General features: G+C 43.6%; 10 protein-coding genes and 1 pseudogene. 1 reads left to right on the top strand and 10 read right to left on the bottom strand.

Annotated elements, in window-relative coordinates:
- Positions 1–775: 775 nt before the first annotated feature.
- The 10 genes from C5471_RS00770 to C5471_RS00725 form a co-directional block, all read right to left on the bottom strand.
- Entirely contained in the window at positions 776–1,246 is a 471-nt protein-coding gene (locus C5471_RS00770) for a hypothetical protein (RefSeq protein WP_207627096.1), read from the bottom strand.
- 189 nt (positions 1,247–1,435) lie between these two features.
- Positions 1,436–1,786 (bottom strand): immunity 8 family protein, encoded by a 351-nt coding sequence (locus C5471_RS00765; protein ID WP_133815127.1) that lies wholly within the window; start codon positions 1,784–1,786, stop codon positions 1,436–1,438.
- Positions 1,783–2,607, bottom strand: coding sequence for a hypothetical protein (locus C5471_RS24145; RefSeq protein ID WP_133815128.1), 825 nt, complete (start codon positions 2,605–2,607; stop codon positions 1,783–1,785). Before C5471_RS24145 ends, C5471_RS00765 begins: the two co-directional genes overlap by 4 nt.
- Before the next feature lie 117 nt (positions 2,608–2,724).
- A complete protein-coding gene (locus C5471_RS00755; protein ID WP_133815129.1) occupies positions 2,725–3,144 on the bottom strand; it encodes an SMI1/KNR4 family protein in 420 nt (139 codons plus the stop codon).
- Between the two features lie 9 nt (positions 3,145–3,153).
- Positions 3,154–3,717, bottom strand: coding sequence for an HNH/ENDO VII family nuclease (locus C5471_RS24775; protein ID WP_339959120.1), 564 nt, complete (start codon positions 3,715–3,717; stop codon positions 3,154–3,156).
- Positions 3,718–4,038: 321 nt separating this feature from the next.
- Positions 4,039–4,386: an immunity 8 family protein gene (locus C5471_RS00745; RefSeq protein WP_133815131.1), complete on the bottom strand. Its 348-nt coding sequence runs from the start codon at positions 4,384–4,386 to the stop codon at positions 4,039–4,041.
- Between the two features lie 11 nt (positions 4,387–4,397).
- Complete coding sequence (locus C5471_RS00740) at positions 4,398–9,557, bottom strand: DUF637 domain-containing protein (protein ID WP_133815132.1); 5,160 nt, start codon at positions 9,555–9,557, stop codon at positions 4,398–4,400.
- A gap of 62 nt (positions 9,558–9,619) precedes the next feature.
- Positions 9,620–11,299 (bottom strand): ShlB/FhaC/HecB family hemolysin secretion/activation protein, encoded by a 1,680-nt coding sequence (locus C5471_RS00735; RefSeq protein ID WP_133815133.1) that lies wholly within the window; start codon positions 11,297–11,299, stop codon positions 9,620–9,622.
- A gap of 590 nt (positions 11,300–11,889) precedes the next feature.
- Complete coding sequence (locus tag C5471_RS00730; RefSeq protein WP_133815382.1) at positions 11,890–12,633, bottom strand: type 2 GTP cyclohydrolase I; 744 nt, start codon at positions 12,631–12,633, stop codon at positions 11,890–11,892.
- Between the two features lie 181 nt (positions 12,634–12,814).
- The gene (locus C5471_RS00725) at positions 12,815–13,024 is read right to left on the bottom strand and encodes a YbfA family protein (protein ID WP_133815134.1); all 210 of its coding nucleotides are present in this window, start codon (positions 13,022–13,024) and stop codon (positions 12,815–12,817) included.
- Positions 13,025–13,254: 230 nt separating this feature from the next.
- Between C5471_RS00725 and C5471_RS24135 the strand changes: the two are divergent.
- A pseudogene (locus C5471_RS24135) lies at positions 13,255–13,344 on the top strand (hypothetical protein); the annotation flags it as partial.
- Position 13,345: the final 1 nt, after the last annotated feature.

The raw sequence follows: 13,345 nt of genomic DNA, 5'->3' as shown, positions 1-13,345 counted from the left end.
TTGCGGCTTTTGTTATTCGGATTTTTTATAAACGATTATTTAACTGGCTGATAAAAAAGTTTAATCTCCAGTTGAAAACGTTATTAAATAGCTTTCCATAATACCGATACACCTACGCATTCTGTTTTCTTCTTAAACAATATTACTGTTTCCACGGGCCGTTTAGATGAAAAGGCTGTATGTCTTGGTACACAAGGGCTGGTTGGAAGTGAAGCATAAGCTTTAGTAAAGCCAATTCTTTTCTCATTTTTTATCGCTATTTTACTGGCAATTCCAAGTGGTTTTTATAAATTCTTTATCTTCATAAATCAACGCGTAAATAGCCTGATGGTATAAAGATACTATTTTATGTTTTTTAGGATGATAGTTCTTCTCGCTGATTTATTTTCGATTTTCTGTTAATGGTTAATGGTTAATGGAATTCAATTAAATTTAATTAACGTTCTTTTTAAAACGGCACTTATAGTTAAATCCGACTTTTATATAAAAGCTTTAATATCTCTGTTTTTATGCTTTTAAATGGTCATGCCAAGACTGTTAAATGTAAAATAATCGGAGGATAGCATTTCACCAAAAAAAGCAACTTGCCGATCGCCTAAAAAGGGAAAACAAGTCAAAGGAGAAGGTGCATAATGTTAAAAAGAGACTGCTTAATCTCGTCTTTTATCGATTCCATTTCTTAATGAATTTCAAATAGGATACAGTCAGTCAATTAGTTATAACAATACCTGTTCTATATCGAGTGATTTTACTGGTTAATATTAAAATGAATTCCTTATGGGTAAGTAGTTACTCCCTTCCCAGCCTCAGGTTTCCTCTCTGTGCTCTGATTAGGTTGTTTATTCTTTCCAATAATGGAAGCAACTGAAACCTTACCACCGATACCGGCAGATTCTATCGCTTCTTTGGCTATTAGTGCACCTTTTTCCCAGGCGGGCAATGAGTTATATAACAGCCCTAAATCGTTCTGGTTTTCTGTCGTCACAAACTGGCTAAGACGATGAGCATCTTCTTCCGACAAGCTAAACATCCATCTCAGGCCACTAACGGCATCGGCTGTTTTTATCCCCCCTTCCATTTCAGCTTGGTAGGTTAGCGTACATAACCCACCACTCCCGGCACAGTCAGACAACATTTCTGCCCGTTGTACAGCGCTCAGTGCCCCGTATTTGTTCCAGATGGCTTCGGTAGAGGCACCCTGCTTATTGGCCTCTTGAAGCTCTTTGGTCAGATTGTAAACACTCATGAAATGCAGGTAATTGAAGAGGATAACGATTCCCCCAACATTAGCACCACTGTTATCGCCGCCAGATTTGTGACCAATTTTTGCTGAGTAGGTAAGTAGTAACCAGAGGATAAAGAAACCCCAGCCAAATTCTGCCTCTTAACCAAGAGATTGGATTGAGAGGCAAGTATAGGGCTGGGGCTATAAATATTAGCTTTGGTAATCCTCATATTCCCAGGCAAAGACACGAGATAGTTTTTGTGCTATCTCCATCCAATCTTGCCCCTTGCACTGATCGATATAGTTTGTAATGGTCTTTTTAATTTCATCCAAATTATACTCACGTACCAGAAGTGTATGACGTATCAACTCAGGTTCCCATTTATGCTTACACAGCCATTCGGGGGTGCAGATAAGAACCTGATAATCATGCCCGCCTGAGTTATCATCTGGCCCAATACAAAGGTTTACCCATAACCCAAAAGAGTCTTCTTCAGGCTGATAATTATCCAAACTAAAATCAGCCGAATTAACTCCCATTAATTTTAATTGACCTTTCATTTTGTTACATCCAGATGCCCATTACTTACTCTTTTACCATCTTTTAATATTTCAAAGTTAGCCTGTACACCAGTATTAGTAAACTCTGCCGGAGTATTTGGTTTTTCTTTGGGAAAACGGTAAACACGAGTACCATCAGCACTAACTAATCCAGTTCCATCACTGATTGGCCTCGCACCATCACCAACCCAAATTTTACCCAACCGATCAGCTTCTTCACGACTTCCATTTCCTATACCAAAGTTAACCTTACCATTGTCCCCTTTAATCGCAGCTGCTAGCCTTGAATCCTGCGAAGCAATGTTGTGCAAATTTTGTTTTGCCAAGTTATGTTTCAATTTTGGATAAGTTGCCGAGTTATATGCAGAGATTTCATCACTGACTTTATTAATCAGTTTAGACGCTTTTCCAACATCCCCATTCTTTAGTGCTTTCTCTGCCGCTTTAATCGTCTTCCCAGCGGCATCACCTGCACCGGGAATAATGGCTATCGCGGCTACCAGATAATCTAATGCGCTTTCAGCCTCTACAAAGCCTTTAATATCACCGATAACCGGCACGAAGTCAGTACCAAAGCTGATAATCTCTCCGGCTTGCTTACACGCCTCCGGTGACTGCTGACAAAAGGCTCTCTTTTTCTCCTCGTAAGCTTTGATTGTACCCCGTCTTTCTTTCTCAGCCGCAGACAGAAGGTGTGCCAGCGAATTATAGACAATAACGATTTCCCCGGCACTAGCACCACTGTTAGCACCTTCTGCGCTATTAGTTGCAATCGCACCGGCCACGCCGCCGATAATTTTACCGCCAGCCTGAATGCTCATTGGGTCGCTGAACGTTTTATCCAGCGTGATTGCTACCGGTTTTTTTAATAATTTTTACTGATAAAGTAGTAACCAGCGCATTAAAGAAACCCCAGTTGTAGCTGGGGTGAGTATTTATTAATAACTATTTATCCATACTTGTTGGATCCAATCGGTGATATCTGACCACATCTCGTCACTATAGCCATCATGGGACCAGTATCTAACTTGACCATCAGCAAGCAGACAGTAATAGTTTCCGTTATCTTCACAAATAGGCAACCAGTCTTTAGGTACCCCTAACTTTCTTGCATCATCAAGAGATTGAGACAGCTCCCCATAATTTTTTTTATCTTTAGTTACTGACAATAATTCTATGGTTCCATAGAAAACATTTCCTATTTCCTTTAAGACTTTTTTATAATCAGCTGGAAAAGTGAAACCAATATCATGTTCATATTGTGTTAGTAACTCATCGTCTGGAAGGTCTATATTGTTTTTTTCTCCACCAGATAGAAGTTTTATCTGATCAATAACTTTATCTAAATCATTGTTCATTTTTTTCACCTATTTATAGCTTTTGGCCCTGTCTTTCCAATAGCTAATGCGCCATTTGTTAAATTCTGCTCTATTTATGCCTGAAGGAATACTATTATCATTAATATGTATAACTCCATGATTTTCTTTATGAAAAGACTGTGTGATTTCTGCAATTGCGCCATCTTGTTTCTGTAACATGTGGTGAAGATTCACTGGTTTACCATCTGTACCGATTGGTGCGCGACCAGACGACATTAGCTCTACGTTCGTTTTTCCTGATTTTGGGTCAATATATTTTAGATCGAATATATCATTTCTCTGATAAACCTTATTCCCTTGAAATTCAATTGGATTAGCTGACCAGTATTTTCTTTCCTGCCCAAAATATTTCGCTGTATTAACTTCATCACTGGCCTTATTAATCAGTCTGGAAGCTTCTGCTACATCACTTTTAACTAACGCTTTCTCTGCCGCTTTAATCGTCTTCCCTGCGGCATCACCTGCACCGGGGATAATGGCTATCGCGGCTACCAGATAATCTAATGCGCTCTCAGCCTCTACAAAACCTTTAATATCCCCGATAACCGGCACGAAGTCAGTACCAAAGCTGATAATCTCTCCGGCTTGCTTACACGCCTGCGGTGACTGCTGACAAAAGGCTCTCTTTTTCTCCTCGTAAGCTTTGATTGTACCCCGTCTTTCTTTCTCAGCCGCAGACAGAAGGTGTGCCAGCGAATTATAGACAATAACGATTTCCTCGGTAATAGCACTACTGTTAGCGACGCCAGATTTGTGACCAATTTTTGCTGAGTAGGTAAGTAGTAACCAGAGGATAAAGAAACCCCAGCCAAATTCTGCCTCGTAACCAAGAGATTGAATTGAGAGGCAAGTATAGGGCTGGGGCTATCAATATCAGCTTTGGTAATCCTCATATTCCCAGGCAAAGACACGGGAGAGCTTTTCAGCTATTTCCTCCCAGCCTTTACATTCACACTTATCTATATAATCTGTTATGGTTTTGGTGATTTCAGCCAGATCATATTTTCGTATAAGTAACATATGCCTGATTAATTCTGGGGTCCAGTGATGTTTTAATAGCCAATCTGGAGTGCAGATAAATAAATCAAAATTATCTGCCCCTTCACTATCTTTTTCTCCAATGCGCAATATGACTCTTAATAAGAATTCATCTTCGTTATCAGGAAAATATGAATCTAGATCATAATCATCACTAGATATGCTTTTTAGTTCCGCTTTCATAAAAATTCATCCTATTGGATATCCAAATGACCGTTTCCTATCTTAATTTTATCGCTTGTAGATGGGTTTATTTTAAAGGTTTCAAAATTAGCTTGAGTTCCTGTTGAGGCATGCTTGCTATTTTTCTTCTCTGTCGGGAAACGATATATACGAGTACCATCAGCACTAACTAATCCAGTTCCATCACTGATTGGCCTCGCACCATCACCAACCCAAATTTTACCCAACCGATCAGCTTCTTCACGACTTCCATTTCCTATACCAAAGTTAACCTTACCATTGTCCCCTTTAATCGCAGCTGCTAGCCTTGAATCCTGCGAAGCAATGTTGTGCAAATTTTGTTTTGCCAAGTTATGTTTCAATTTTGGATAAGTTGCCGAGTTATATGCAGAGATTTCATCACTGACTTTATTAATCAGTTTAGACGCTTTTCCAACATCCCCATTCTTTAGTGCTTTCTCTGCCGCTTTAATCGTCTTCCCAGCGGCATCACCTGCACCGGGAATAATGGCTATCGCGGCTACCAGATAATCTAATGCGCTTTCAGCCTCTACAAAGCCTTTAATATCACCGATAACCGGCACGAAGTCAGTACCAAAGCTGATAATCTCTCCGGCTTGCTTACACGCCTCCGGTGACTGCTGACAAAAGGCTCTCTTTTTCTCCTCGTAAGCTTTGATTGTACCCCGTCTTTCTTTCTCAGCCGCAGACAGAAGGTGTGCCAGCGAATTATAGACAATAACGATTTCCCCGGCACTAGCACCACTGTTAGCACCTTCTGCGCTATTAGTTGCAATCGCACCGGCCACGCCGCCGATAATTTTACCGCCAGCCTGAATGCTCATTGGGTCGCTGAACGTTTTATCCAGCGTGATTGCTGCCAGTTCTGCTGCCAACGCACCCGCCGCAGCCCCTTTGGCATTGCCTCCACCTATCTCGGCGGCCAGAGCGGATACCGCAGCATGGCTAATCGCTTTACCCGGCACACCAAGAATTTGGCCGTTATTGCCAATCAGATTGGCCCCTTCCGCATTCATCTGGCTGCCAATATTAGACAGCAAAGCCGTGGTGAAATTGTCTTTAAAACTGCCGCCATTAATCGTTGTCCCCAGACTGGCACCTATAATGGACTGGCCCGCAACCCGTTGAGCCACTTTGCTCCAATCGCCGTTGCTCAGGGAAGGTAATGTTGCCTTTGATGGATCCAGTTTTGCGCCATTCGCCGCGTTATCCCATCCCATCACCGTGTCAAAACCCGCCAGTGCGCCGCCCATTGCCATGGATGTGAAGATGGATTTAACCGTATCGCTGCTGCCCATGGCCTTTAAGGTTTTGGACAGGTCACCCTGATTATCCACCAGAGTGACCGCCGCCTGAGAGGCCAGCGCCGCCATGCCGGAAGCTGTCGCACCGTAAGCCATTGATCCCACAGTAGCCGCGGTGCTGGCGGTTGCCCCCGCAGCCGTCGCCGCTGAACCTGCCGTGCCTGCGGCTGATCCGGCCACCGAAGCTGTTATGCCTGCACCTGCCGTCACGGTAGCCACGGCAATCGCGATGACCGCCGAAACCACCGAATTCAGGTGCTGGCTTTTATAATCCCAGCTGTCATATGCATCGTTGACTAAGCTCCATTGCACATCCTGACGTTCACTCAGTCCTTTCAACCAGGCGGTTTCCGGGGTATTACCAAAGACGGAAAGGGCATTGTGTAATGACTGACCATTTTTAGCTTTAATATCCGCGCTGACCCCGTTAGCGGCTTCGACGGTGAGTTTTCCACCGAGATGAATAGCAGGAAGCACCCAGGTATTTTCGGTGTAACCTTTATCTGTCTGCGTGATATAAAAGCCTTTGGAATGGGTAATCGTTTGCGCAAAAGTGCTGTTTTTTACCGCTTTGAAATTAACCTGACCGTGCGTACTGGTCAGTTTAGCATGTTGATTGGTGGTGATTTTGCTGGCTTCATAGGTGCTGTCATCCCGGCTTAACAGGTTAATATCGCCGCCGGCGGTAAATTCAGTGACTTTGTTCGTGACATCATGACGGGTGCGTGTGGTGGTTTTCTTTCTGCCATACCACCGGCGTTTGGTCTCTGTTTTCTCATAGTGGCTGGACTCTTCCATCGCCTGAGCGTACAGGTAGCCGCCTTGTGCCGCGACATCCATTGCCCCTTTGGCCGCCAGTTTAGTGGTCTGGAAAAGGATACTGCCGTTTGAGATAAGCGTGAGGATGCCGCCACTGGTCAATTCGGTGCCTTGCTGGCTCACTGATTTGGTGAATTCCCTGCCGCTTTCCCGGTAGATGTGATTTTGCACCGATTCAAAACGCAGATTACCGCCGGAGGAGAGCGTGACATCACCGTCAGAAGTCAATTGAGTCCCCGCAGTGGTGATCGCGCCATTTGCTGCCATCGTCAGTTTTTTATCACCCCGGACTTGAGCAATAATATGTCGGTCATCCTTGTTGTTATCATTAGCCGGGTTAATTGCAGAATAAGCCAGGGCAGGTAATGTAATATTTCTTCCAGCGGATAATAATGTATTGCCGCTAGCCTGTATCTGAACGGCTTTCCCGTTAATATCACCGCCACTTATCAGGCTGATATTATTCTTTGCTGTGATCCTGCTACCTAATACCAGTGAACGTGAAGGTGGAATATAATAACTCGATAAAAAGATGCCCTCTAGTTTATGAAAAATCAATTCACGGGAGCCGAGTTCAATATGCTTTGCCGCACTTAAATAAACATCTTTTCCGGCTGAGATGAAAGCCCCTTGAGTAAAGAAATGACCGCCCGCATTAATCATCAATGATGTTGAGGCATGTAAAACGCCGGTCATTGGCAACAGAAATTCAAGATGTCCCTTCTCCTGTTCAGGCAAAATAGCATTAAGCAGATCCGGATCCCATTTATCTGAATGCACAGGACCCGTTTGTCGAGGGGTGAGTCGTACCGTATTTTCTATCCCAATATCATTATTTGCTGTCAAAGAGATATATGTACTCGGAGTTAAATAGGTATTTTGTAAAAGGAGATTTTTACCTGCATTGATTGTTAAATTACCCTTAGCACTTAATGTACTTATTCTACGGGTATTATCGGCATTAAAATAACCGGGTTTTTCACTGCTCTGAAACCGGACGTCTCCATGACGGCTGATAAGGGTAATCTCTTGCCCTTTTACCTCACTTTGCAGAGCATTAATATTATTGATGGCTGTCATGGATAAGTTATTTGATGACAGTAGTGCAGCATCATTAAGATTAATCTCTTTTTCAGCGATAATGTTTAATTCATTTATGGCCTTTATTTTATCAGTGATATTAATTTGCCCGGCATGGAGAATAATATTCATCGCCGATAAGGTTTCCGGTCGTTCTTTGACATTAATTTCCGAGACAGTTTTAATGTCATAAGGAAGGGCGGTATTAATGGTGATACTGTCTTTGAAATCAGCAACAATGCTACCTTTCGCGATGAGGCTTGCCGGCTCAATGACATCGTCCTCATCATTCAAGGTCTGGGTTTCACCTGATTTTTTGTAAGGATAAATAGTCGGGGCAGGTTCAAGCTTAAGATCATAAATAATAAAATCATTGAGTGAGCTTTTTCTTTTGCTTTCATTAATAAGCTTATTTCCAGTCAGAAAAATATCTTTTTCAGCTGCAATTTTACTTATCTGATTGGATAAATTATCACTGTTGATATAAGCATTTCTTCCCGAGAGGATAAGACCGGGCAGAGAATTTTCTAATACCCTGCTTTTCATTCTGGCATTATTTAAATAAGCTTTTTCTGTTCTGTTATCCTCAAAACTAAGACGACTGAAATAGGCATGACCGAACCATTTGTCAGGAAGTGGTGTCAACTCTGCTGTTATAGCATAGGGCTTGCCAAAAATATTGACATCATTAAATACGGTCATATCTCTGTCTGTAAAATCCGGTGTTACCGGCTTATTTTGCATAACAAAGACATTGCGGGTATTATTCAGATCTTTTGTCCTGACGACCAAATCCCCCTTGACGGTTTTTATTGTCGCCGATCTGTTCTCGACTAACTGACCTTTATTTCCCTGCGCATCTTTCTGTATCCACAGATTATCGTTGGCTTGCAGCAAGGCTTTATCACCGGTATTGCGTACGGTGTCACCAAATACCCGCATATCCCGACCGGCGGTGACGCGGCCTTTATTCTCCAGCGTGGTGTTTGCCAGAGTCATATCCCGCTCTGCTTGCACGGTAATATTCGGGGCAATATGCGTTTCTTTGCCGATAATATTTAAGTCGGTTTTAGCATTGGTATTGCCTAATTCGATTTTACCGTTAGCGTTTAAAGTGATATCACGCTGGTCACTGGTTAACTCTTTCAAATTCACCCCAACACCATCTTCAGTAGCCACCAGCCGGATTTTATTGGCATACATGCCGCCCAGCGCTTTGGTATCAATGGCTAATTGTGGTTTAGCGCCTTCTCCGGCGAGAGAGTTAACCGTGCCGTCTTTTAAGCTGATGCGGTTGGCTCCCTGCGTCAGAGAGAGAGTGTTAGCCTGAATTTTCCCGTTTAACTCCGTTGCCCGGCTGATGATATCGACATAATCCGTCGCTTTGCCATCCAGCCCTTTGCTACCAATGGTGATCTGTCCCTGTTTCACTTCGAGTGCTTCCAGCGCACCTTGTTTATCAAACAGGGGTTTACCGGTGGTCAGGGTGGCGCTGGCGGTATTGATAAAGCCACAGCCATCACAGGTGATGCCGTTAGGGTTGGCAATCATCACGTTGGCTTTATTGCCGACAATTTCCAACTGACCTTGCAGTTCAGAGCGCCCGTTGCCGGTGACTTCATTGATAATCAGTTCAGCCGCTTTGTCCTTTAGATTAGGGTTGGCGTTAAGTTGCCCGGCCAGTTGTGATTGGGCTGCCTGAGTGGCGTTATTGAGTACGGCACCTTGAGTGGCAACGTTAAACTCTTGATAGGTGTTATGGGATATCCCGGCGTCATTCGGTGTGGCGATATTCACCACCGGGATATTACCCTGATTTTGTACCTGTATTTGGCTGTTATCCGGTGTTATCCCAGCCGCAATAGCCGGATGAAGGGGATAAACAGCGGTAAGGTAAATTAAAAGATAACTCGTGACCCTTGTCACAGAGGTGCTACGTTGACTCATGTATCAGTCCTTATTTTATTGCAATGGAAATGTTTTGTTTCAATAGGTTATGTCTTGCATCATTACAAAATGAGTGATGCAGACCAGTAAACCACCCAGTGATCCGGTTTCAGGTGGTCAGGGTGAGTGAGTGGCTTGCCAACAGTTATCGCCTGATTGAACCTGCGGTGATTCAGTGAGAGGCCAAACGCAGTGCCGGTGATATTACCGCCATCAATTTGTCTGGCTTTTCCCCGTAACCATCCCGTATCCAGCGCACCGGTTAAGGAGAGTTCACCCAGTACAGGCAGCGCTGAAATTCGCCAGTTCAGCTCATTGCGCCAATATCCGCCGCGGTTGCCAGTGAGATATTGTTCTTTAAATCCCCTGACGGAATATTGCCCACCCAGCGAGAGACGTTCGCTGGCGTAAAGGTTGTCCGGCGTGGTCTGGCCGTAAATGGATGAAAGGTAATAAATGGAATCTGTAACTGGCATAAAATAGCTGGCGCTCAGGCTAAATTTACGGAATTGACTCCGTGGTGCATCCGGGAAATGAGGATCATCTTTTGTCGCACCGAGCACCGGTAAACCGTGGCTTATTGCCGGGTTAAATGTGATATAGCTCCCTGCCAGTGCGGAACTGTAGTTAATACCAAGGCTAATAGTGCTGAGTGCCGGACTGCTGATGGATAATTTCTCTCCTGCCAACAAATTGGTTGTCTGGCGGCGCGTCAATCCCATATCCAGCGCCAGCTTCTGTTCGCCATCACGGTATAACCCCCGGTTTATTGTTAGCCGGTGAGTCTGGCCGTCGCCTTCGTAGCGATAGGCTGGTGAGTCAACCAGGATATTCTGGAAGGAATCATTCCACGCATATTGATAACTGAACAGCCAGTAGCCATAAGGGATCGTTACATTAGAAGTGAGGCTTCGGTTTTGGTGGCTATTGCGAAAATCACTGTTATGGCTGGCAGATAATGACCACTGATCAGCAAGATGTAATGGATTATCCAGGTTCACACTGGCATTGATTTGTCCGGGGCCTGTGCTTTTCTGACCACTGTTATCCGCACCCAAATTGGCACTGATCGGTAAACGTGTCGAAGTTCGTTTTAAGATAACCGCAGAATAGCCAGGTTGCTTTCCTGGCTGAATATCAATGGTCACCTGTTGGGAGGGCAGGCGGTTCAAGCGCTCCATGCCTTGCTCAATATCCCGCAGATTGAGTGTTTTTCCAACCATGCCCGGAAAGGCCATTTTGAGTGAGAGGGGTGTTTCATCATCAAGGCTGATTGACTCAATGTTGCCTTCATTCACGGTAATAATAAGGGTACCGGAGGATAAATCCTGTGTTTTGAGGCTGGCATGGGATGTGACATAACCTCGTTCGATATAGGCATTCGATACTTTACGCATCAGCCCATTAATATCCTGTAAAGTTAAACAATGAGATAAATAAGGGTGGATCAAGTTCTGTTTGACTGACCTTGACAGGCTTTCTGCACCTGCAAATTCAATCCGTTGAATGGTGTGGCAAACAGATTCAGATGCACTCGGTGTTAAAACGGGTTGAGGGGATAAGGGGATATTGTGACGCAGCGCTTCCCGTTGCTGTTGGGCTTGCTGCAACACGGCTTTTTGTTGTTGAGTGATGGTTTCTTGATCCGCAGGGCTGACAGGGATTGAAGCCTGTGCCAGTGCGGAAATTGCCAGCAGAATAAGCCCTGCCAGGCTTCGGTGATGAATAAATAATTTTCTCATAGATAATAGTTAATAATTTGATAGTGACATTATTAAACTATTCTAATTTGGTATTAATTGCCTGTCTGAATGAATAGTATGAAATGTGATCAAGATCTGGTTCTTTAATCCTGACAATGGGGAATGAAATGTATTAAATGCCATGAAATGGTAATAAGAATGGAGATAATTTTATAAAGCAATAGTAGTTTTTTAAATTTATTAATGGTATTACGTCCCTAGCCTGGCAGGTGTGTAGCCTTCTGCTTATGTCTTTGGGGATGTTTTTAAATGGGTTGGTCAACAACCTATTGGGGAAATGACTTAGTGGGAATTGAGGTTATACCAGCGCGACTGAAATCACCGTAAAAATTGATCTCGCCATCTTCCTTAGTGTATGCTCGTTTTTCAAGAGCAGATACACGTTATCCTGCCCTCTAAATTATCAAACGTAGCCACCGCTTGCGTGTGTAGCCGGATCATCAGGATCAAAATTCACAATTCTATAAAGCGGATAAAACAACGTTAATTATGAAAATATGAAAAGTTTGTCAAAAGCTTTGAAGCCCACTCTGGTGGGCTTCGTTTATTATCGAATTAGAAAAACTTGATCAAGCCGGATTGGGAATATCAATAAAAGTCACATCCAACCCATAATTATCAGCTAACCACTCACCTAACGCCTTAACACCATAACGCTCAGTGGCATGATGGCCCGCCGCATAAAAATGCAGCCCCATTTCACGGGCGATATGAACAGTCTGCTCTGAAACTTCACCGGTAATAAACGCATCAACACCAAATTCAGCCGCCGGTTGAATAAAGCTCTGCCCACCGCCGGTACACCAGGCAAGAGTACGAATCTGTGCAGGAGCATTGTCATCCACATGCAATGCCTTGCGACCCAGCGCCTGTTCAATGCGTGAAGCTAACTCAATCGGCGTTATTGGCTGCTCAAATTCCCCATACGGCACGAATGGCTCAATCAGCCCGATAACTTTCGCCCCCACCTTCTGGGCCAGTTGCGCGTTATTCCCCAGTGATGGATGGGCATCCAGCGGTAAATGGTAGCCATATAAATTAATGTCATTGCAGAGCAACGTCTTTAGACGACGATGTTTCATGCCACGAATCACCGCTGGTTCATTTTTCCAAAAATAGCCATGATGAACGATAATTGCATCAGCCTGATGACGAACCGCTTCATCCAATAACGCCTGACAAGCTGTGACACCGGTAACGACCCGCTGAATATGAGTACGCCCTTCAACTTGTAAACCATTGGGCGCATAATCCTGAAACTCGCCAACATTCAGCTCTTGGTTAATCACATTTTCCAGCTCAATATTATGCATCATATTCGTCCTGTATTTGGTTGTGTGGGAGTAACATACCCATCTGCACTGACCATAGCAATTGAGCTTTGTAATTTTTCCGATTCCGGATAAAGCAAAACGCCTTGCCAGAATAAACAGGCAAGGCGTTTAACTATTTAACTATATATCAACAGCAGAGAACCCGATTCCCCGCCAGACATCAGTTATTTCTGATTTGAGCAACCAGCTCGGATTGCTCTAACCATACAGGCTTATCGCTGGTTTTTACCCATACACGGTACAAATAACTGTAAAAACGAGCACGATCACAACGAAACAACATAACGGGTAGCGCCAACACACCTACAGTTACAGCACCAATACGACGTAAAAGAATCTGGTGCCGAGGATATTTACGATATGCAGACATATTAGACCCTCCTAAAAAAGATCCCGCGGTGCAGCAGAATCCTAAAAATAATCCATCTGTAAATTGTTTAAAACTTTACCGCACAAAATGAAAATTTACTACTTATCTGACCACTTTTAAGCGGTTATTTTCCATATCATGTAATTTTATTACATTAAATATGATAAAAACGTAATATTACAAGCAAACAATAACATTTAATTAACGGTTAATGAGAATGGAGTTAGTAACGGGGTAACAAAAAGCTACGTACGTTACGGGTTCAGTGCGCCAGAGTTTTTATACAACAGCTGGAACATCAGTCAGGCAAACTGGCAGACT

It is taken from the genome of Photorhabdus tasmaniensis, from assembly GCF_011189505.1.
GTDB classification, from domain to species: Bacteria; Pseudomonadota; Gammaproteobacteria; order Enterobacterales; family Enterobacteriaceae; genus Photorhabdus; species Photorhabdus tasmaniensis.
The sequence above is the reverse complement of the archived record's forward strand: the minus strand, read 5'-3'. Positions and strand labels throughout refer to the sequence as shown.

Excerpts from the sequence above, each read along its gene's own strand:
- C5471_RS00770 (WP_207627096.1), bottom strand. The coding sequence starts at position 1,246 with ATGAGTGTTTACAATCTGACCAAAGAGCTTCAAGAGGCCAATAAGCAG.
- C5471_RS00765 (WP_133815127.1), bottom strand. The coding sequence starts at position 1,786 with ATGAAAGGTCAATTAAAATTAATGGGAGTTAATTCGGCTGATTTTAGT.
- C5471_RS24145 (WP_133815128.1), bottom strand. The coding sequence starts at position 2,607 with ATGAGCATTCAGGCTGGCGGTAAAATTATCGGCGGCGTGGCCGGTGCG.
- C5471_RS00755 (WP_133815129.1), bottom strand. The coding sequence starts at position 3,144 with ATGAACAATGATTTAGATAAAGTTATTGATCAGATAAAACTTCTATCT.
- C5471_RS00745 (WP_133815131.1), bottom strand. The coding sequence starts at position 4,386 with ATGAAAGCGGAACTAAAAAGCATATCTAGTGATGATTATGATCTAGAT.
- C5471_RS00740 (WP_133815132.1), bottom strand. The coding sequence starts at position 9,557 with ATGAGTCAACGTAGCACCTCTGTGACAAGGGTCACGAGTTATCTTTTA.
- C5471_RS00735 (WP_133815133.1), bottom strand. The coding sequence starts at position 11,299 with ATGAGAAAATTATTTATTCATCACCGAAGCCTGGCAGGGCTTATTCTG.
- C5471_RS00730 (WP_133815382.1), bottom strand. The coding sequence starts at position 12,633 with ATGCATAATATTGAGCTGGAAAATGTGATTAACCAAGAGCTGAATGTT.
- C5471_RS00725 (WP_133815134.1), bottom strand. The coding sequence starts at position 13,024 with ATGTCTGCATATCGTAAATATCCTCGGCACCAGATTCTTTTACGTCGT.